Annotated in this window: 14 protein-coding genes; 8 read left to right on the forward strand and 6 right to left on the reverse strand. The window is 35.5% G+C overall.

The annotated features are described in order from the left end of the window. Positions 1 to 37 precede the first annotated feature (37 nt). Positions 38 to 826 carry a segregation and condensation protein A gene (locus IQ31_RS13115; RefSeq protein WP_120335635.1) on the forward strand — a complete coding sequence of 263 codons (789 nt, stop codon included), beginning with the start codon at positions 38 to 40 and terminating at the stop codon, positions 824 to 826. Between the two features lie 33 nt (positions 827 to 859). Here IQ31_RS13115 and thiL read toward each other — a convergent pair whose 3' ends face one another. After that, positions 860 to 1,912, reverse strand: a complete 1,053-nt coding sequence (gene thiL / locus IQ31_RS13120; RefSeq protein ID WP_145328251.1) for a thiamine-phosphate kinase — start codon at positions 1,910 to 1,912, stop codon at positions 860 to 862. Positions 1,913 to 2,139: 227 nt separating this feature from the next. Beyond that, on the reverse strand, positions 2,140 to 3,135 hold the full coding sequence (gene nadA, locus IQ31_RS13125) for a quinolinate synthase NadA (RefSeq protein WP_088163401.1): 996 nt from the start codon (positions 3,133 to 3,135) through the stop codon (positions 2,140 to 2,142). A 3,149-nt stretch (positions 3,136 to 6,284) separates the two neighbouring features. Between nadA and nadB the strand changes: the two genes are divergently transcribed. Further along, entirely contained in the window at positions 6,285 to 7,877 is a 1,593-nt protein-coding gene (gene nadB / locus IQ31_RS13130; protein WP_088163399.1) for an L-aspartate oxidase, read from the forward strand. A gap of 5 nt (positions 7,878 to 7,882) precedes the next feature. Then, positions 7,883 to 8,389: a gamma carbonic anhydrase family protein gene (locus IQ31_RS13135; protein WP_088163398.1), complete on the forward strand. Its 507-nt coding sequence runs from the start codon at positions 7,883 to 7,885 to the stop codon at positions 8,387 to 8,389. A 49-nt stretch (positions 8,390 to 8,438) separates the two neighbouring features. Here the strand turns inward: IQ31_RS13135 and IQ31_RS13140 are convergent, their stop codons facing one another. From IQ31_RS13140 to apaG, 4 genes are all read right to left on the reverse strand, one after another. Continuing rightward, positions 8,439 to 10,037, reverse strand: a complete 1,599-nt coding sequence (locus IQ31_RS13140; RefSeq protein ID WP_244294478.1) for an Ig-like domain-containing protein — start codon at positions 10,035 to 10,037, stop codon at positions 8,439 to 8,441. 159 nt (positions 10,038 to 10,196) lie between these two features. Next, entirely contained in the window at positions 10,197 to 12,056 is a 1,860-nt protein-coding gene (gene mnmG / locus IQ31_RS13145) for a tRNA uridine-5-carboxymethylaminomethyl(34) synthesis enzyme MnmG (RefSeq protein ID WP_145328253.1), read from the reverse strand. A 93-nt stretch (positions 12,057 to 12,149) separates the two neighbouring features. Continuing rightward, positions 12,150 to 14,015: an ABC-F family ATP-binding cassette domain-containing protein gene (locus IQ31_RS13150; RefSeq protein ID WP_145328254.1), complete on the reverse strand. Its 1,866-nt coding sequence runs from the start codon at positions 14,013 to 14,015 to the stop codon at positions 12,150 to 12,152. 349 nt (positions 14,016 to 14,364) lie between these two features. Beyond that, a complete protein-coding gene (gene apaG, locus IQ31_RS13155) occupies positions 14,365 to 14,751 on the reverse strand; it encodes a Co2+/Mg2+ efflux protein ApaG (protein WP_046673176.1) in 387 nt (128 codons plus the stop codon). A gap of 149 nt (positions 14,752 to 14,900) precedes the next feature. On the opposite strand from apaG, the gene IQ31_RS13160 reads away from it, so the two are divergent. From IQ31_RS13160 to IQ31_RS13180, 5 genes are all read left to right on the forward strand, one after another. After that, complete coding sequence (locus tag IQ31_RS13160; protein ID WP_145328255.1) at positions 14,901 to 15,611, forward strand: SAM-dependent methyltransferase; 711 nt, start codon at positions 14,901 to 14,903, stop codon at positions 15,609 to 15,611. A gap of 204 nt (positions 15,612 to 15,815) precedes the next feature. Further along, entirely contained in the window at positions 15,816 to 16,571 is a 756-nt protein-coding gene (locus tag IQ31_RS13165) for an alpha/beta hydrolase (protein WP_145328256.1), read from the forward strand. Positions 16,572 to 16,593: 22 nt separating this feature from the next. Beyond that, the gene (locus IQ31_RS13170) at positions 16,594 to 17,079 is read left to right on the forward strand and encodes a hypothetical protein (protein WP_145328257.1); all 486 of its coding nucleotides are present in this window, start codon (positions 16,594 to 16,596) and stop codon (positions 17,077 to 17,079) included. After that, positions 17,069 to 18,169 (forward strand): Nif3-like dinuclear metal center hexameric protein, encoded by a 1,101-nt coding sequence (locus tag IQ31_RS13175; protein ID WP_145328258.1) that lies wholly within the window; start codon positions 17,069 to 17,071, stop codon positions 18,167 to 18,169. Before IQ31_RS13170 ends, IQ31_RS13175 begins: the two co-directional genes overlap by 11 nt. Next, positions 18,169 to 18,921 (forward strand): zinc ribbon domain-containing protein, encoded by a 753-nt coding sequence (locus IQ31_RS13180; RefSeq protein WP_046673181.1) that lies wholly within the window; start codon positions 18,169 to 18,171, stop codon positions 18,919 to 18,921. Before IQ31_RS13175 ends, IQ31_RS13180 begins: the two co-directional genes overlap by 1 nt. Positions 18,922 to 19,012 lie beyond the last annotated feature (91 nt).

A 19,012-nucleotide genomic window follows, 5' to 3' on the forward strand; every position in this document is an offset into this window, starting at 1 on the left:
TATTCCAAAAGATTTTATATGTAAATTTGTATAAGATATGCAAGTAGAAGAAGGCTACGAAATCAAGCTTCCTCAATTTGAGGGACCTTTTGATTTATTATTATTTTTTATCGAACGGGATGAATTAAATATCCACGATATACCGATTTCAAAGATTACAGATGATTTTTTATCGTATGTGAGCCAAATGCAAGCGCTCAATATGGAAATGGCAAGCGAGTTTATCTTTGTTGCTTCGACACTGATGCGTATTAAAGCTAAAATGCTCTTGCCTCGTCTAGACCTAGATGAAAATGAGAATGAAATCGATCTTAGAGAAGATCTTGTTCAAAAACTTATTCTCTATAAGCAATTTAAAGAGACCTGTGACGATTTGAGAGTCTTGGAGGAGGATCGTCTCAAACTATACAATCGAGGCAACATACGCTATGATATCCAACAAAGACTAAAATTAGATTCTACCGGAGAAAATTTGGATAGCTTCGACCTTTATAGTCTAATGATGATTTACGAGCAAATGATGTATCAATTCCGTAATCGTCCCCCAGAAGTAACACATACAGTTGTCAAATATCCATACACTATTGAACAACAGAAGAAAGCAATAGCCGAACTAATTGAAATCAATAAAAAATTGGATTTTCAAGAAATTCTTAAAAACTCAGAAAATAAAATACAGTTTGTCTATAACTTTTTAGCAATTCTTGAAATGCTGCAACAGAGATTATTACAGATCGAAGTGGGCTTAGGCTATAACAATTTCAATGTAGGTGAAAGAGATCCAAATGAGGTAGAGGAACTCCGGCTTGAGGAGCAAGAAGCATAAAAAAAGACCTGTTTTGAACAGGTCTTTTTCGTATTAGTCTTTTTTCTTAAAAGCATTCCACCCCTGGGCTGTTATCGGATAAAGATTCCCTGATTTGGAAATCATTTCACAGCCTTCAGTACTTGGCGTCATATAACCAATAATGCTAATATCCGGTAAGTTTTTGATTTTATCATGATCGGCCTGAGCTATTGTGAACAGTAGTTCATAATCTTCACCGCCATTAAGTGCGGCTACGGTTGGATCAATGCCAAATTCCCGCCCCGTATCATAAGTCATCTGATCCAATGGAATTTTTTCCTCATATAATCTGCAACCTTTGTCAGATTGTCTGCAAATATGTAGAATTTCTGATGCAAGCCCGTCTGAAATATCCATCATCGCTGTTGGCTTGATCCCTAGCTTGGCAAATAATTCAACAATGTCTTTCCGGGCTTCAGGTTTCAATTGACGTTCAACGATATAATCCTTTCCCTCTAAATCAGGCTGTACATTGGGATTTTCTAAATAGATATCCTTTTCACGCTCCAAGAGCTGTAAGCCCATATAAGCTGCCCCTAGATCACCAGACACACACAAGAGATCACCTTCCTGCGCACCACTACGATAAACGATCTGATCTGTATCAGCATAACCTATGCTTGTCACAGAAATAACCAAGCCTTGGGCTGAAGCGGAAGTGTCTCCGCCAATTAAGTCGACATTATATTTCTTACAGGCAATCAATGCTCCCTGATAAATCTCTTCTACAGCTTCCAATGGAAATTTTGAGGACAGACCTATTGAAAAGGTAATTTGTGAAGCTATTCCGTTCATCGCGTAAATATCGCTCAAATTGACCTGAACAGCTTTGTAACCTAGATGTTTTAACGGAACATATCTAAGATCAAAATGAATCCCTTCCAACAGTAGATCAGTAGATATCAAGGTTTTTTTACCTCCAAAATCTAGAACAGCAGCATCATCGCCAATCCCTTTAATTGTGGATTTTTCTGTTAATTCTACAGCTTTTTTTATATAATCAATCAAGCCGAACTCACCCATTTCTTCCAAATTGGTTCGCTCGGTGTTATCAAAATCAAACATGCTAAAAAGTTTAAAAGTTTAATATAGATAATGCCTGCTGATAATCATCTCCCAGAGAGATATCCGGATGGCATTACAAAATAAGTTTTACTATAAGACCAATGCCCCCCTGCTTATACATTGGACTCTTTTCGTTGAACTGCATATAAACAGCTCAACGAAATTATTATTGACCATTGAAAACCAATCAGTTATTATCTTGGTATGATCAAAAATTATGCAGATTTCTATAAGCCTAAACTTGCCGATATTTCCAACATACGTTCAATAGGACGCTGGGCTCGGAGAATAACATCCTCGGGAAGAAGGATTTCAGGCGATTCATACTTCAGACAGTTATATAGCTTCTCAAGCGTATTAAGCTTCATATGCGGGCAATCATTACATGCACAGGCATTATTAGGAGGTGCAGGGATAAAAGTCTTATGTGGACTTGCTTTTTGCATTTGGTAGAGAATACCTGATTCTGTAGCAACAATATAAGCCTGGGCCGTATCTGTCTGGGTAAATTTAAGCATGCCGGCAGTCGATCCCACATAATCGGCTATCGCCAGTATATGATCTTCACACTCCGGATGGGCAATAAACTTAGCATCAGGGTGCTCGCTTTTCAAACGATCAATTTTATCTTGAGAAAAAATTTCATGGACCATACATGCACCATTCCAAAGCACAAGATCTCGTCCAGTTTTCTTTTTAACGTATGCTCCGAGATTACGATCCGGGCCAAAAATGATTTTCTGATCCGCTGGCAGGCTCTCTACGATCTGAACAGCGTTACTAGAGGTACATACGATATCGGAAAGCGCTTTCAATTCCGCTGTACAGTTTACATAAGTGATGACCAAATGATCAGGATATTGTTCCTTAAATTTAGCGAAAAGATGCGGTGGGCAAGAATCTGATAGCGAACAACCTGCTTTGGCATCTGGCAGAAGAACCTTTTTCGTCGGTGAAAGTATTTTAGCCGTCTCAGCCATGAAATGTACTCCAGCAAAAACAATTACATCTGCATCAGTTTTCGCAGCTTCCTGGGATAAACCAAGGCTATCTCCTATATAATCCGCTATATCTTGAATTTCAGACTCTTGATAATAGTGAGCCAAGATGACAGCGTTCTTTTCTTTCTTTAACCGTTGGATCTCTTTAATCAAATCCAGTGAGGGATCAATCGGAGCATCGATATAACCTTTTGCTTGAAGCTCATAATTTACAATTTCCATGCGAGTAGTTTCAACTTTTATGAACAGCAAAAATAAGCATTGTTAGATATATAAAAGTCAATTAAAAGCAAATTAATCAGGTCGTGGTAATATACCGCTCGCTTGAATGTGATGCATTATTAGATAATAACAGATAAAACACTGATATAAAACCTCTTATTAATCAATAATAGATTACAACGGATCTACCGAGCCTAGCTTATTGGATAATGTCAGTTTTCAAATTTGATCGAACAACTACAACTGTTGCCCAATTACATGATCTTGCAGAACTGACAGTGAAATACCTATTAAAAAAATACAAATTAAACGTTTACAAAAATTAATAGTTAAATTAATTTATATAAAGTTTAATTAAACAATATTACGCCCATATAAACTCTTTTAGACTTGAATATTTAGGAAACTATTCGAACTCTTCATTTATACCAAAAGCTGAAAGGGTTTATTTCACATTATTTCGATCTTCGAAAATCAGTTTCATCCGCATCCAACCTTCATAGCCTAAGGAACGTTTTTAGGCATATTACAAAACAATGAAAAATATAGCAGAAAAGGAAGCTTTATTTATTAACATTTCAGATTAAAAAACGTTTTTGAGCTCGTATAGGCAAGATTAATGGATTCTGGATTGATCAATAATTTTATATCAAATTCTCAGCGGGTTTATTTTGTAAATTTGGAGTAAACTGTATATGCCTGCAGCATTGAAAGCGTACAAAATAGCTTCGAAAATAAAATAAACGCCCTCAGAATCGTCTATAGTATATTGTATCATCATCTTCCCTAAATATGCCATTCTAATCGCAAATATTTGAAGTTTATATATTTTCCATTTACCAACCACATACAGCAACGGAGGCCAGAATTGGGCGAAAATCAATTTTCATCAATAAAAATACGTCATAGACAATCAATACAAAACAATAATCTCTGGAATAAGTGCTTTTACATTTACATATAAAGATACTAACAGCTTATAGAAATGAATATAGGAATGTAGCGATGTAAATTTATGCCAATTCAGGGTCGATAGCGTTGAATGAAATAGTTCAAATAAACCCTATAAGAATTGGATATTTATAAGAAAATCTAAAAGAGTCAAGTAGAAGCGAATCTAGAAGAGAGTATTTCTCGGAAAATAAAATATATGACTAAATGATGCATACAGCATCCAAAATAAAGCGGATAAGAATTAAATATTGGCTACTATAATATAAGATAGTGAATTTATTTAATTCTAAGAGGCTTTAATGAAATTTTCACAATTCAATTTTACAAAATTCAAGAATAAATGATGGATCCCACCAAAATAGAATAAATTATACCGAGTATCAGATAAGAATCCAGTAAATAACTCCCTCAAAAGCTCAATATAACAGAATCCGAGCGTATATCCGGCTAGACCAAGCATCTAGCGATAATTATAGTATAAACCGCAAAAAATCCAACAAATATAACTTAAAAAATACTAATAAATATAATAACGAAATATAAACTTGTTAAAAAATATAAATTTTCATATTTATATTAAATTTAGTGAATTAAACCGCTTGATAGTCAAATATATAGATAATATTAAAAGATAACACTAAATATGCGACTGACAACGCATTTTCAAAGCAACTTAGTCGCTTAGAATTAAATATTCGAAACAAATAGCGAATCAAGTCAATATATTCAATCCATAAGGGCTTTATTTTAGAAAAATACGCTCTGAGAATGATATAAAAAGATACTCCATAACAATAATCCAGAATATTCGAATCTCACTGATCTAAATTTGGATAATTCCTCCATCTAAGGGATGTTGGGCTGCAAATATAGTAAGATTGTTTGTTCTACAATAAATTATTTGAAGAAATTATTTGCAATCCAAAATTATAAACAAGCTAATTTTAAAATTTCACTTAGATCGCAAAAAATTCACTATTTAAACGCATAGAATGCAATAAAAAGCACTGAAAACAAATTTTGTATAAATATCCAATTTTAACCGGGTTTATTTTTAAACAATAGGCTTGAGATTCTGTTTAAAATTCAATTCCGCCAAAACCAAACCGATATTATAGCCAATCCGAATACGATAAACCGATCCAGGAATAAAAAATTCCAATAACCATTAAGGTTCAATTTTCATTTTGAAAAATTTGCTGATAAAATTATAAAATTTCGTACTCCAATTTAAACTCGTTGAGAAGGCCATATTCTAATATTTTTAAAAAAAATAAGCAAATAAGCAATCCTAAAACGACTTAAAATCCAAATAGCAAAATCAAGTAAATTACCTTTTTAAAGAAATTTCAAAGCAAAGATTAGTAGCTATTAGAATTCAATAAAAGAATTTATCTGGTTGAAAACCAAAAATATTGAAATCTCATAGCACCAAAATGAGAATTAAACCATTCCTTCATCAATTTCTATCAGTTACAATCCAATAAAATTGAAATAAGATCCAATAAGGGAAAATATCCAAATATAAACCGGTTTAAAACTAAATTTTTCCTAAAAAAAATATAAATAACGCACTGAAACTACTTTAAATTCATATACAAAAAAAAATAAAATAAATATCCAATCCTAAAGCGCTTCAAAAGCCAATAGGAAATTAAAAAAATAATATAAACTCAATTAGAATTAAATATTTCAATAGGGGACTTTATAATTCCCAGATATCGAAATCTAACCGCCTCTAATCGAACTTGACAAAACTAAACAAAGATTTTCGAACGTATTCCACAATCTTTTTTTTCAATAAATACTAATTATTTAAAATAGAAAATCTCTTATTGTTTATTATGGTGTGGAAAAGTGGTATAAATTAGGTTATTTCAATTTTGATTTTAGGTTTTTAATGAGTTTTCAACAATTTTTCAACAGGATTTATCTATTAAAGAGCTGATTTTTAAAATTCTAATTTATCGTATTTTTTATTTTCCATATATTTTTGTTGAATAGTTTTTGTTTAGAAAATGTGGAAATCTATGGATTTTTGTGCGGAAAAATTTTAGAAATAAGGCTTCGAAATAGGGGATTTGTGAATTGTTAAATACTTTTCATTTTTATTTAACCTTTTATTTACACGTTTTCCACATTTTTCGTTAATTTGAATCGTCACTTTTGGGGATAGTTTGTGAATTTTAATTTATATGGCAGATAGAAAGGTAGATTTTTTGGTCATTGGATCAGGTATTGCTGGATTGAGCTTTGCTTTAAAGGCATCGAAATTCGGTAAAGTATTGATAGTCACTAAGTCCAATGAGGATGAGTCTAATACAAAATATGCGCAAGGGGGAGTGGCTGCCGTTGTGGATAAGTCAGATAGCTTTGAAAAGCATATCATTGATACTCAGATTGCTGGGGATGGTTTATGCGATGTTGAAATTGTGGAAAACGTAGTAAGAGAAGCACCGGAACGGATAGCAGAACTTATTTCATATGGGACATCATTTGACAAGGAGGAATCGGGCTTGTATGACCTGGCAAAAGAGGGGGGACATTCAGCTCATCGTATTTTACATTATAAAGATATAACTGGTTACGAAATAGAGCGTGCATTATTGGCTCAAGCACATAGTGATCCCAATATTGAAATTGTAACACATTACTTTGCCATTGATTTGATTACACAGCATCATCTGGGTGAGTACGTGGATAAAAATAGGGAAGACATTACCTGTTATGGAATTTACGCTTTTAATACCTCATCACATTTAGTAGATCAGATTTTGAGTAAGGTCACCGTGATGGCCTCTGGCGGAGCCGGTCATGTTTATTCAAGTACAACAAATCCAACTATCGCGACTGGAGATGGTATAGCGATGGTGTATCGGGCAAAAGGTAAGGTACGTAATATGGAGTTTATGCAATTTCACCCTACTTCTTTATATAATCCAAAGGATTCGCCTGCATTTTTGGTATCCGAAGCTGTACGTGGATTTGGGGGAATTTTAAGGAGGATCAATGGTGAATCTTTTATGGAGGAGTACGATGAACGTGCTTCCTTGGCACCAAGAGACATCGTTGCTAGAGCTATTGATGCCGAGATGAAGAAATCAGGTATAGATTATGTTTACCTCGATATTACGCATCGGGATAAACAGGATATTATCAAGCATTTTCCAAACATTTATGAAAAGTGCCTTTCGATCGGGCTGGATATGGCGAAGGATTTTATACCAGTTACACCGGCTGCGCATTACCTCTGCGGGGGTATCTATGTCGATGATTTTGGACGCAGTAGCCTTGTTAATTTATATGCTTGCGGTGAATGTTCTTCTACTGGACTACATGGTGCAAACAGATTGGCTTCTAATTCGCTTCTTGAAGCACTTGTTTATGCGCATCGTATTTTCTTAGACGCCACAAAGTCGATAGGATTGATTAACCATATTGTTGACGTTCCGGAATGGGATGATTCTAAAACTTCACTTTCAAATGAGGATATTTTAGTAAGTCATAATTTGCGCGAATGCCAAAAGATTATGAGTGACTATGTTGGTATTGTTCGTTCCGATTTTAGGCTGGAAAGAGCCCTTAAACGATTACATCTGTTATATGAGGAGACTGAAGAATTTTATCGAAATACCAGGCTTTCTGTTAAATTGTGTGAATTGCGTAATGTTATCCAAGTAGCTTATATTGTGACAAAATCAGCTATGTTGAGGAAAGAAAGTAGGGGATTGCATTATACAACTGACTACCCTAAACATTCGGAAGTACTACAGGACACAATTTTTTAAGGAATATGGCACTTATTTTACCTGTTTTGGATAAATCTCCATTGATAGCCGAAGAATGCTTCTTAGCACCTAATTCAACGATTGTAGGCGATGTAGAGATTGGGCATCACTGTTCGGTATGGTTTAACGCTGTAATACGTGGAGATGTCAATTATATTCGTATTGGTAATTATACGAATATTCAAGATGGTGCTGTTATACATTGTACCTATAAGAAATGCGGTACAACGATTGGAAATTATGTAAGTATAGGCCACCAGGCTATGGTACATGGATGTATTTTGGAAGACCATGTACTCATTGGTATGGGAGCTATCGTTATGGATAATGCTATTGTTGAATCGAATGTTATTGTAGCAGCTGGAGCAGTGGTGTTAGAAAACAGCCGCTGTGAATCGGGATTTCTATATGCTGGGGTACCTGCGAAAAAGATAAAGGCACTTACTGAAGAGCAGAAAGATCTATTGCAGCAGCTACCACATAATTATGTTCTATACAGTTCTTGGTTTTAGCTTAATCGAATTAGCAGTGTTTTAAATTATTATTTTAGAATGGCCTCAGTTATTCTTTTTTGAGGCCATTCAATGAAAAACTATCTTTTTGTTCCCAATTAGCACGTATCGTAAATACTTTATTTAGATATATAACAGGTTCCGGAAAGGTTTTCTTTTCGACATCTCCGGTATCCCAGATTCCATTATCATTGTCGTCGCGAATTACACGTATGCTATACTTTCCTCCTGGATACTGTTTGTATACGACGGTCGGATTGTTCATGTTTATTTTGTCGACGCGGTAGACTTTATCTTTTTTCTCATTGATTAACTCTACCAGATATGTTATATTGCTATCTAGATCTGTAAAATCAAATGTCAGATCCCCATAGTTTTCACTATCGTCATAAGTCAAATCCAGCTTTTTCTCTTTATTCTGCTCGCCAAAATAGCCTGTTATGGCGCCTTCTGTAAACTCAATTTGGTACTTTTTATCTTTTCTCCAATTATATCGAATATGGTAGATATTGCTATTCGCTGTATCAACGGCAAGTTGGTAATTGGTTCGGACCAATGAGTCTTCTTTGAATTTCAACTTGGTTTTATCTATATTCTTGATCGGTGTGAATGCAGATACCTGAAGGTGTGTAATCCGATCTACTCGCCCATTATTCGGGGTAAAAATAGGATCAATTGTCTGCTCTATTTTTACATTCCCTTTTCTAATTAGAATGGTGTCCAATGGCCTTTCATTTTCTGTCAGAACCAGCTTTAGGGAGTCTATTTTTAAATTTGGAATAAACAAAGTAGCGGAGTCTGATGTATTTGAAAAGCGTACTATTTTATCCTTGTTGTTTACTTCATCATTTAGGATATTGAGTTTGGGTTTGTCCACTCGCCTGTTAAAAATAAGAAGTATACTTCCATTTTTTTCAAATTTCTTCTCTTGCGTTCTAAACTTTTTTGGGGTTCCTTTGAATATCTCCAAATTGATATTGTTTAAGTCTCGCGCTAGCACGATAGAGTCTTTTAGGAAACCTATTTCTTCATCAGCGCCATTATAGATCCTATCATTGTTCTTTTCTTGAAGTGCGTAAATGCGATAGGTTCCTTCTCTCAAATTGTTTAGTTTGTAATTGCCTGCAGTGTCTGTTGTCGTAAATATATTCGCTTTCTTCTTCCCGAAAATGGAATCTTGGCTAGTGGGGATCAATAAGACTTTAACATCTTTTTGGACCTCTTTGGTCACTGCGCTTTTTACATTACCGGATATACTGAGCGAATCTATTTTGTCTCCTGTTGCGAATACATAAGCATAATTGACCAGTGCATTTCCTGCGTTATAATCGACTAGTCCTTTACCGAAATATATGCTGTAAGTAGTATTTTTTTCGAGAGAATCAGGTAAGGTAATTTCTAGATTTTTTTTCTTGACCTTGAATTCTGGGTTACTCCCCATGTCTGGCGTAATACTGAATTCTTTTTGCTGATTTGCCAGTTTGATATACTCGTCGAAAGTGATAACTATTTTTTTTGCTGTAAAATTCTTCGAAAAATTCGTAGGACTTTCCAGTAGTATTTTCGGGGGAATGGAATCTTTTGGCCCCCCCGTAGGCTGTTGTATGCTCGCACATTGTATGGACAAGCCAATAAGTATAACAAACATGCTTAAAATAAGTAATCTTGTTTTTAAGCTACTTTTTAGCCTTTTTGAACCACTTTTATTTTCTTTTAAAGAAGTTGTCATAAAAAATAGAATATTGTCTTAAATCGCTTATTTTAAGCTATGTAATATTTTATATATAAGTATTTGTATATCAGTTGTTTAACTCATATGTACCATCAATACAGTGATATCGGAAGGTGAAACACCCGAGATTCTTGAGGCTTGTCCCAGTGTACGTGGTTTTACCTTTGATAGCTTTTGTCTTGCCTCAATGGATAATGACGTTAGCAAGCTGTAGTCGAAATCAGGGTTTATTTCTCTATCTTCCATCTTCTTCATACGATTAACTATTTCCATTTCTTTATCGAAATAGCTTTCATATTTGAGATTGATCTCTGCTTGTTCGATGGTGTCGTTATCAAATTGGGATACATAATTTGCAAAGCCTTCATCTCCTTTCAGAATATCGTGGATACCAACTTGTGGTCTCGCAAGTACATTACTCAACCTTGTTTTCTGAGGAAGAGCGCTCGAGCCAACTTCTGCTAATACTGCATTCATCTTTTCGACATTGGTTGAATTTTGTTTTAGATACTCAATTATTTTAGTTGAGTTATCAATTTTGTCTTGCACTTTTTTGAGTCTTTCTTCTCCTACTAATTCCAATTTATAAGCTAATGGGGTTAGGCGAATATCAGCATTGTCCTGGCGCAAAAGTAGACGATGTTCTGCTCTTGATGTAAACATACGGTATGGCTCTTCAGTTCCTTTTGTTACGAGATCATCGACCAATACACCTATATAAGATTCGGATCGTTTTAGAATAAGTTCCTTATCATCGTTGATGCGTTGATGCGCATTTATCCCGGCTAGGAAACCTTGAGCGGCGGCCTCTTCATAACCAGTAGTCCCATTGATTTGTCCTGCAAAAAATAGATGTTTCACCAATTGGGTTTCTAGGGTTAGATCCAATTGCATTGGTGGAAAGTAGTCGTATTCTATGGCATAACCTGGTCGGTACATCTTTGCATTTTCAAAACCAGGGATTAATTGCAAAGCTTTTAATTGTACATCTTCCGGCAATGAAGTCGAGAATCCATTGACATAGATTTCTACTGTTTTAAAACCTTCGGGCTCCACGAATATCTGATGTCTTTCACGCTCGGCAAAGCGATTTATTTTATCTTCTATAGAAGGGCAATAACGCGGACCCAATCCTTTGATGCGTCCCGTAAACATGGGTGATTTTTCAAACCCAGTACGAAGCATTTCGTGAACTTTATCGTTTGTGTAGGTAATCCAACAACAGCGTTGCTCAGTAGGTATTTCTACATCTGTATAAGAAAACCGCCCTCTTTTTTCGTCGCCCCACTGTTCTTCCATTAATGCATAGTTGAGGCTTCTCCCATCTATGCGTGGTGGAGTTCCTGTCTTCATTCTTCCTGATTCGAAACCAAGGGAAACAAGTTGTTCGGTTAAACCTGTGGCTGCCTTCTCTCCTGTTCTACCGCCTCCAAATTTCTTATCGCCAATGTGAATTACACCATTTAGAAAAGTTCCATTGGTCAGTACCACAGCGTCCGATTCTATTTCTATTCCCATCGAAGTGATGACACCGCAAGCTTTTCCATTTTTGACGATAACTTCTTTTACGGTATCTTGCCACATATCTAAATTTGGAAGAGACTCCAATTGTAACCTCCATTCTTCAGCAAAACGCATTCGGTCATTTTGTGTACGTGGACTCCACATAGCTGGACCTTTCGAAAGATTGAGCATTCGGAATTGAATGGTTGATTTATCTGCTATGATACCAGTATATCCGCCCATAGCATCAATTTCTCTTACAATTTGTCCTTTTGCTACACCACCGATAGCGGGGTTACAACTCATTTGGGCTATTACTCCCATATTCATTGTGATGAGTAAAGTGGACGAACCTAAGTTAGCTGCTGCCGCCGCTGCCTCACATCCGGCATGCCCCGCACCAACGACAATTACATTATATTTTTTAAACATTTTTCTATTCTTGTTCCACGTGAAACGTGGTATTTTTATTTCTTTGTAAATTTACGTTTTCTTTGTGTTCCACGTGAAACCTCTGGTGAAATTTTACATAAAATCAGCAAGATATAACCATCTTTCGGATTTATCGTCTATCTGTTTTTGGATAGATTGAATTTCTTCCGCTAAGGAAGAAAGTTTTAGATGATCTGTTACCTGGTTTAGTTCCTCCGTTTTTAATGCTACTTGTGTTTCCAGTTTCTCGATTTCTTCTTCTAGTTTGTTATATTCCAATTGTTCCTTGTACGAGAGTTTTTTCTTTTCCTCTTTTACAATTGGCTTTACCTGTTCTTGGCTTATCCTTTTTTGTTTTTCCTTTTCTAATTTTTGAATTTCTTCCTGTTCAAGTTTAAAGTCGGCATAATTTCCATTGTATATCTGCACGATCCCCTTTCCTTCAAAAATGAAAAGTTGATCCGTCAATTTATCTAATAGATACCTGTCGTGTGATACTAATATGAGTACTCCTTTGTAGTTGTCAAGAAAATCTTCCAGCACGTTTAATGTATCAATGTCCAAATCATTGGATGGTTCATCCAGGATTAAGAAATTTGGATTCTTCATTAAAACACGCATTAATTGAAGTCTTTTTTTCTCCCCTCCACTTAATTTGTTAACGAAACCAAATTGTTTTTCAGGAGGAAATAAAAAGTGGGTTAGCAGCTGTGAAGCTGTGATTACTTCCCCATTTGCCATTTCAATATAGTCTGCTATATTTTTTACAACATCTAATACTCGATCGTTTTCATTTACTTCCAAACCTCCCTGTTTATAGTAGCCATATACTGTGGTTTCCCCTACTGCTATAGACCCTGTATCAGGTTTTTCTTCTCCCGTGATTAAATTAAGAAAGGTTGATTTTCCAGTACCATTTTTTCCAGCTAGACCAATACGATCACCTTTTTTAAAGGTGTATGAAAAATCATGTATGATTTCCTTTGCTCCATAACGTTTGGCAACATGTTCTAGTTCGAGTATTTTTGAACCCTGTCTGCTTACTTTTACACTGAGTTGTACCGAGTCGTTTCCTTTAATTGCTTTAGATTTTTCTTCCAAGTCATAGTATGCTTCAATACGTGATTTGGATTTGGTACCACGTGCCTGTGGTTGACGACGCATCCACTCCAATTCACGGCGAAGTAGATTTCTGCTTTTCTCAACCATAACCGCATCAATAGTTTCGCGTTCGGACTTCTTTTCTAGAAAATAAGAATAGTTACCTTTATAGGTAAAGAGATTGCCCCTATCCAGCTCTCGAATCTCAGTACAGATATTATCCAAGAAGTAGCGATCGTGCGTTACTAAAAGAACGGTTTTGCTACCTGTTGTTAGTAGTTTTTCTAGCCATTCAATAGTCTCTATATCCAAATGGTTGGTGGGTTCATCTAATATATAAATATCCGGATCGTCTATCAAAAGCTTGGCTAGCGCAAGGCGTTTTCGTTGGCCTCCTGATAAACTTTTGATATCTTGATGGAAATCCATAATGTTTAAACGATTAAGAATCGTCTTAATATTATGTTCATACTCCCAGGCATTCAATGAACTTATTTTTTCTGTAAGATCTTCTAATTTTTTCTGATCGATATCAGTTTCCAATAACAGCTCCTCGTACTCACGGATAAGACGTTGTTGATCGTTGTCTGTACTATAAATAAAATCGTTGATTGATTTTAATCCTGTGAAATCAGGATCCTGTTCTAAGAAACCAATTTTTATACCTTTTTCTTTTACAACTTTTCCTGAGGTTGGTAAGATTCGCTCTGCTAAAATAGCGAGTAAGGTTGATTTACCTGTGCCATTGATTCCGACCAAGGCCACACGTTCTCCCTTCTGGAGACCGAAATGTAAATCTTTAAAAAGCCATCGATCATGGAAGGAATGGCTTACTTGTTCTGTAGCTAAAATACTCACGTTATATCACCCTAAATTATATTCAGTCAATTTACACGCCAAAACACTACCAGGAGGTTTCTTCTCTAGGTAGTTTATATCGTGTTGATAATCAATACTTTATTTATATATCTATTGATTATCAGTTATTTATATATTGAATCAATAATCGTTTTGATTGTTGACTAATTTAATCTATCGGGTGGCATACGATCAAATGCTAGCATTTACCATCGGGTAAAATTAGTATATCCCGAGGTTGGCATGTTCATTTGGAATGCTCGCAAAAATAAAGAAATAGTTTCTTATTCGATGCGAAAAAAGCATCGTTATTTGATTAATTGGCAATAATGATACTGCCTTGATAAAATTAATTCAATGCGTAATCAGCTATCAGATTGAAACGTGGTATTTCAACTTGAAAGCTGCCGTTGTCCAGTGTTCGGATCATATTGTAATATCCTTCCATGAATCCGAATTCGCTATTGAGATTGCAACCTGAGGTATACTGATGAGTCTGGCCAGGTTCTATAATAGGTTGTTCGCCTACTACCCCTTCTCCAGATACCTCCCTATAGTCTCCTTTTGCGTCAAAGATTTTCCAATAGCGACTTATCAATTGAACCGTGTAATCGCTGAGATTTTCTATGCTGATATGATAAGCAAACATGAAATGTTCACGGTCCGGATTCGAATACTCTGATTGATAGATGGTTTCAACCGAGATTTTTACGCCTTCTGTAATTTGTGTGATCATTTGAATGATGTTTATTGTTGCAATGAATATTTACGCTAAAATACTAATAATGAGTTTAAAAATCGAAATTATAATCATTTTAAAAGGTTAAATAATGCTAAGTTTAAAATTAGTATAGCCAAATGGACCTTAATTAGTAGGTTTGTATTATGGCAAATGGTATCTTATATTTAATTCCTGTTCCATTGAGTGATGACGCAGCTTTCCAATCGTTTACTGCATATTTAGTGGAAACAATCAATTCATTGGACGAGTATATTGTAGAAAATGAAAAAACGGCTCGTAAGTTTTTAAAACTTGCAGGTTTAAAGATTCCGCAGAGCGAACTAAAAATTCATGATTATGGAAAACATGCGCGGGATAAGGGAAATATAAACGACTTTTTGGGAGGCTTGAAACAGGGCAAAAATGTTGGTTTAATGTCTGAGGCAGGATGTCCTGGTGTTGCTGACCCTGGAGCTTCTATTGTAGCACGGGCACATCAATTGGGTATTAAAGTAGTTCCTCTTGTTGGACCAAGCTCTATTTTACTAGCGCTTATGGCTTCTGGATTTAGCGGTCAGAAATTTGCTTTTCATGGGTATTTACCTATCGATAAAATTGATCGAGCTAAGGAAATTAAAGATCTCGAACAACAATCAGCACGCGAAAAGCAGACTCAGATTTTTATTGAAACTCCATTTAGAAATAATCAGCTTTTGGCTGATCTACTAAAAATATGTAAACCTTCCAGCTTACTCTGTGTTGCATCAAATGTAACTGCAGCCGATGAAAATATCCAAAGTTTGACGATTGGTGAGTGGAGAAAACGATCGTATGATTATCATAAAAAGCCTACTATTTTTTTACTTTATGCATGATGTTTTTATAGCTCCCCCCTACCCTATCTTCCTTGATGAAGTTTAGTTGAGAAGCTAAAAGCTGTTTTTATTCGATTGAATCATGTTTTATTAAAGTGAGTGAGTAGTCACATCTAATTTTTAAATAAAAATGTAAACTGGCTTATCTATACAGTTTCTGAACAGATTTTGTGAAGTGTCGAGGATGTTTTAATATATAACACAATGAATTACTGTAAATTACTGTTTATTATATTTTTCTTTTCATTAGTTGGATTCGGTAAAGATGTTTCTGCGCAGTCTTCTACGTATGTGATCGTCCATGGAGCTTGGGGTGGTGCTTGGCAGTTTAAAAATACTGCAGTTGAGTTAGCGAAGAAAGGAAATGCGGTTTACCGCCCTACACTAACAGGCTTGGGCGAGCGTTATCATTTAGCAGATACCTCTATTCGATTGCAAACTCACGTTAATGATGTTGTGAATACGATCCTGTTTGAGGATCTTCATGATATTATACTGGTGGGACATAGTTATGGTGGTATGGTAATTACGGCTGTGGCCGACAGTCTTCCGGATAGAATACGTAAATTGGTTTACTTGGATGCTATACTTCCGGAGGATCAACAATCTGTAATAAACTTAATGGGGAAATCTACTGCAGCAAATGGACTGCTAAGATTAGAAAAGGATGGTTATATTTTTCCTTTCTGGGTGAAGGACGTTAAGAGGTTTCCTAGAGATGTCCCCCACCCGCTAAAAACAATGACAGATAAGATTAATTTAAAAAATCCGAAACGACTTAAGATCCCAAGTACATACATTTTGACTTATATGGATGATACAGCAATTGAAGAAGATGATTTTTACCCGTTTTATAAGAAGGCTAAAACCATGGGTTTTAAAACAATTGAATTTGTTGGAGATCATAATCCACAAATAAAAAAGTTGAAAGAATTAGTAGATTTGTTGGAACAGGAATAATAAATAAGCAATAAATAGTTCAATGACGCAAGAGGAATTAATAAAAGAGTTAAGTAAGCCTGAAGTAATTTATACCGCTATGGGTATTGTGGCTATACGTATTATTGTATGGCTTTTATTTGCAAATACAATTCGAAAGACCTTAAAATTGGTAGCCAAAGAAAATAGATTAATGACGCCTAATCAATCTTGGTTAGTTGCCATTCCGCTGGTTAATATTTATTGGAATTTTCAGGTTGCGTCGCGTCTAAGGGATTCTTTGATCAATGAATTTTATGATCGAAAAATAGCTGTGGAAGAAAATCCTACGTTTAAGAAAGGATCGCTATATGCATGGATTTACTTGGCCACAAATATTCCACTCCCGCTTTCCATTTCCGGTGTACTGATCATTATGCATTTTGTGACATTGGCTAATTATTGGTTTGACATTAACGCGAATAGAAGAATTTTAGAAGAACATAATAAATTTAGAGAAAAGGAGGTAATTGTAGACCATGAAAATTAAAGAAGTCATTGATTATTTGGAGCAATTGGCTCCTTTAGATTTGCAGGAGTCTTATGATAATGCTGGGCTTATTGTGGGCGATGCCAATAGAGAGATTACAAAAGTGCTCATTTCTTTGGACTGCACTGAAGCTGTTGTAAAAGAGGCCATTGATAAAGGATGTAATTTAATTATTTCGCATCATCCTATTGTGTTCAAGGGCCTAAAAAAATTTAATGGAAAAAATTATGTGGAGCGTACGGTTATTAAAGCAATTGAACATAAAGTTGCATTATATGCCATTCATACAAATCTCGACAATGTTACCGGTGGAGTGAATACGAAAATTGCCGATAAATTGGGATTAGAAAATCAGGCTATACTGGAATCTAAAACAGATGTATTGCGAAAAATGGTCGCTTTTGTACCAAGGAGTCACGTTGAAGATGTCCGACAGGCATTGTTTGATGCGGGTGCAGGTAAAATCGGAAAGCACTATGATCAATGTAGTTTTAATACGGCAGGTTATGGTAGTTTTAGACCTTTAAAAGGGGCCGATCCTACCATTGGAGAGATTGATGTTCAAGAGCGTGTAGAGGAAACACGAATTGAGGTTATCTACCTGAAATCTAATGAAAGGAAGTTACTTTTAGCACTCTATGAAGCTCATCCCTATGAGGAAGTAGCTTATGATTTGTTTGATATTCAAAATACGGCCACTGAAATTGGTGCTGGAATGATTGGAAATTTGGCTGAACCAATGGCTGAATTGGAATTTTTAGCTTATCTTAAGGACAAACTGAGGTTGAATGTCATTCGTCATACAGCCTTATTAGATAAAAAAGTTAGTCGTGTAGCTGTCTGTGGTGGCTCGGGTGGATTTTTACTTGGTGCAGCCAAACGTTCTGGCGCTGATTTTTTTGTTACAGCAGACTATAAATATCATGAATTTTTTGATGCTGAAGGTGAAATAGTGATTGCAGATACGGGACATTTTGAGAGCGAACAATTTACGCAAGAATTATTGTACGACATTATTACGAAAAAATTTCCTAACTTTGCAACCTTAACAACAGAAATAGATACAAATCCTATAAAATACTACAGTTGATGGAACAAACCGTAGAACAAAAATTGAAAGCATTATGGCTTTTACAAGCCATACATACTAAAATAGACAAAATTCGCCAAGTTCGTGGTGAATTGCCTATGGAAGTTGCAGATCTTGAAGATGAGATTGCGGGTTTAGAAACTCGTATTGAGAAGATCAGAATAGACTTAGACGATTTAGAAGATTCGATCGTTAAGCGTAAAAACATGATTAAGGATGCCCAAGCTGCTATCAAAAAATATGAGTCGCAGTTAAATGAGGTAAAAAATAATCGTGAATACGACGCTATTTCGAAAGAAATCGAAATTCAAGGTCTTGAGATTCAGGTTTGTGAAAAAAGAATTAAAGAAGCAGAATTCGAAATTCGCAACAAGACAGAAAACTACGATACTACTGTAGGTAATCTTGAGTATAGCAAAAACGAGCTTGAGGGAAAAAAGAAAGAATTGGAAACAATTACTTCTGAAACTCAAAAGGAAGAAGATGCATTATTGGCTAAAGCTGCTGAGGCCGAGGCTAATATCGAAGAACGCTTAGTAAAGGTATATTACCGTTTACGTAACTCGTTCAAAAACGGACTTGCTGTTGTTTCGATTGATCGCGATAGCTGTTCAGGATGTCATAATAAGATTCCTGCTCAAATGCAATCAGAAATACGTCAACGTAAGAAAATCATCATTTGTGAGCACTGTGGTCGCGTTTTGGTCGATGAAGGAATTGTGTTAGAAATCGAACAAGAATACGGTTTCTAATCTTCAATAGCTAAAGAAAAGTCCTGCTGAAAGCGGGACTTTTTTTTTGTCATATTTTTTATGCAACTTTGTGGATATACTAACTAGGTCC

It is taken from the genome of Sphingobacterium siyangense (assembly GCF_007830445.1).
Lineage (GTDB): Bacteria > Bacteroidota > Bacteroidia > Sphingobacteriales > Sphingobacteriaceae > Sphingobacterium > Sphingobacterium siyangense.

Bases quoted from the DNA above. Each gene is read 5' to 3' on its own strand.
- IQ31_RS13115 (WP_120335635.1), top strand. From the start codon at position 38: ATGCAAGTAGAAGAAGGCTACGAAATCAAGCTTCCTCAATTTGAGGGA.
- thiL (WP_145328251.1), bottom strand. From the start codon at position 1,912: ATGTTTGATTTTGATAACACCGAGCGAACCAATTTGGAAGAAATGGGT.
- nadA (WP_088163401.1), bottom strand. From the start codon at position 3,135: ATGGAAATTGTAAATTATGAGCTTCAAGCAAAAGGTTATATCGATGCT.
- nadB (WP_088163399.1), top strand. From the start codon at position 6,285: ATGGCAGATAGAAAGGTAGATTTTTTGGTCATTGGATCAGGTATTGCT.
- IQ31_RS13135 (WP_088163398.1), top strand. From the start codon at position 7,883: ATGGCACTTATTTTACCTGTTTTGGATAAATCTCCATTGATAGCCGAA.
- IQ31_RS13140 (WP_244294478.1), bottom strand. From the start codon at position 10,037: ATGTTTGTTATACTTATTGGCTTGTCCATACAATGTGCGAGCATACAA.
- mnmG (WP_145328253.1), bottom strand. From the start codon at position 12,056: ATGTTTAAAAAATATAATGTAATTGTCGTTGGTGCGGGGCATGCCGGA.
- apaG (WP_046673176.1), bottom strand. From the start codon at position 14,751: ATGATCACACAAATTACAGAAGGCGTAAAAATCTCGGTTGAAACCATC.
- IQ31_RS13160 (WP_145328255.1), top strand. From the start codon at position 14,901: ATGGCAAATGGTATCTTATATTTAATTCCTGTTCCATTGAGTGATGAC.
- IQ31_RS13165 (WP_145328256.1), top strand. From the start codon at position 15,816: ATGAATTACTGTAAATTACTGTTTATTATATTTTTCTTTTCATTAGTT.
- IQ31_RS13170 (WP_145328257.1), top strand. From the start codon at position 16,594: ATGACGCAAGAGGAATTAATAAAAGAGTTAAGTAAGCCTGAAGTAATT.
- IQ31_RS13175 (WP_145328258.1), top strand. From the start codon at position 17,069: ATGAAAATTAAAGAAGTCATTGATTATTTGGAGCAATTGGCTCCTTTA.
- IQ31_RS13180 (WP_046673181.1), top strand. From the start codon at position 18,169: ATGGAACAAACCGTAGAACAAAAATTGAAAGCATTATGGCTTTTACAA.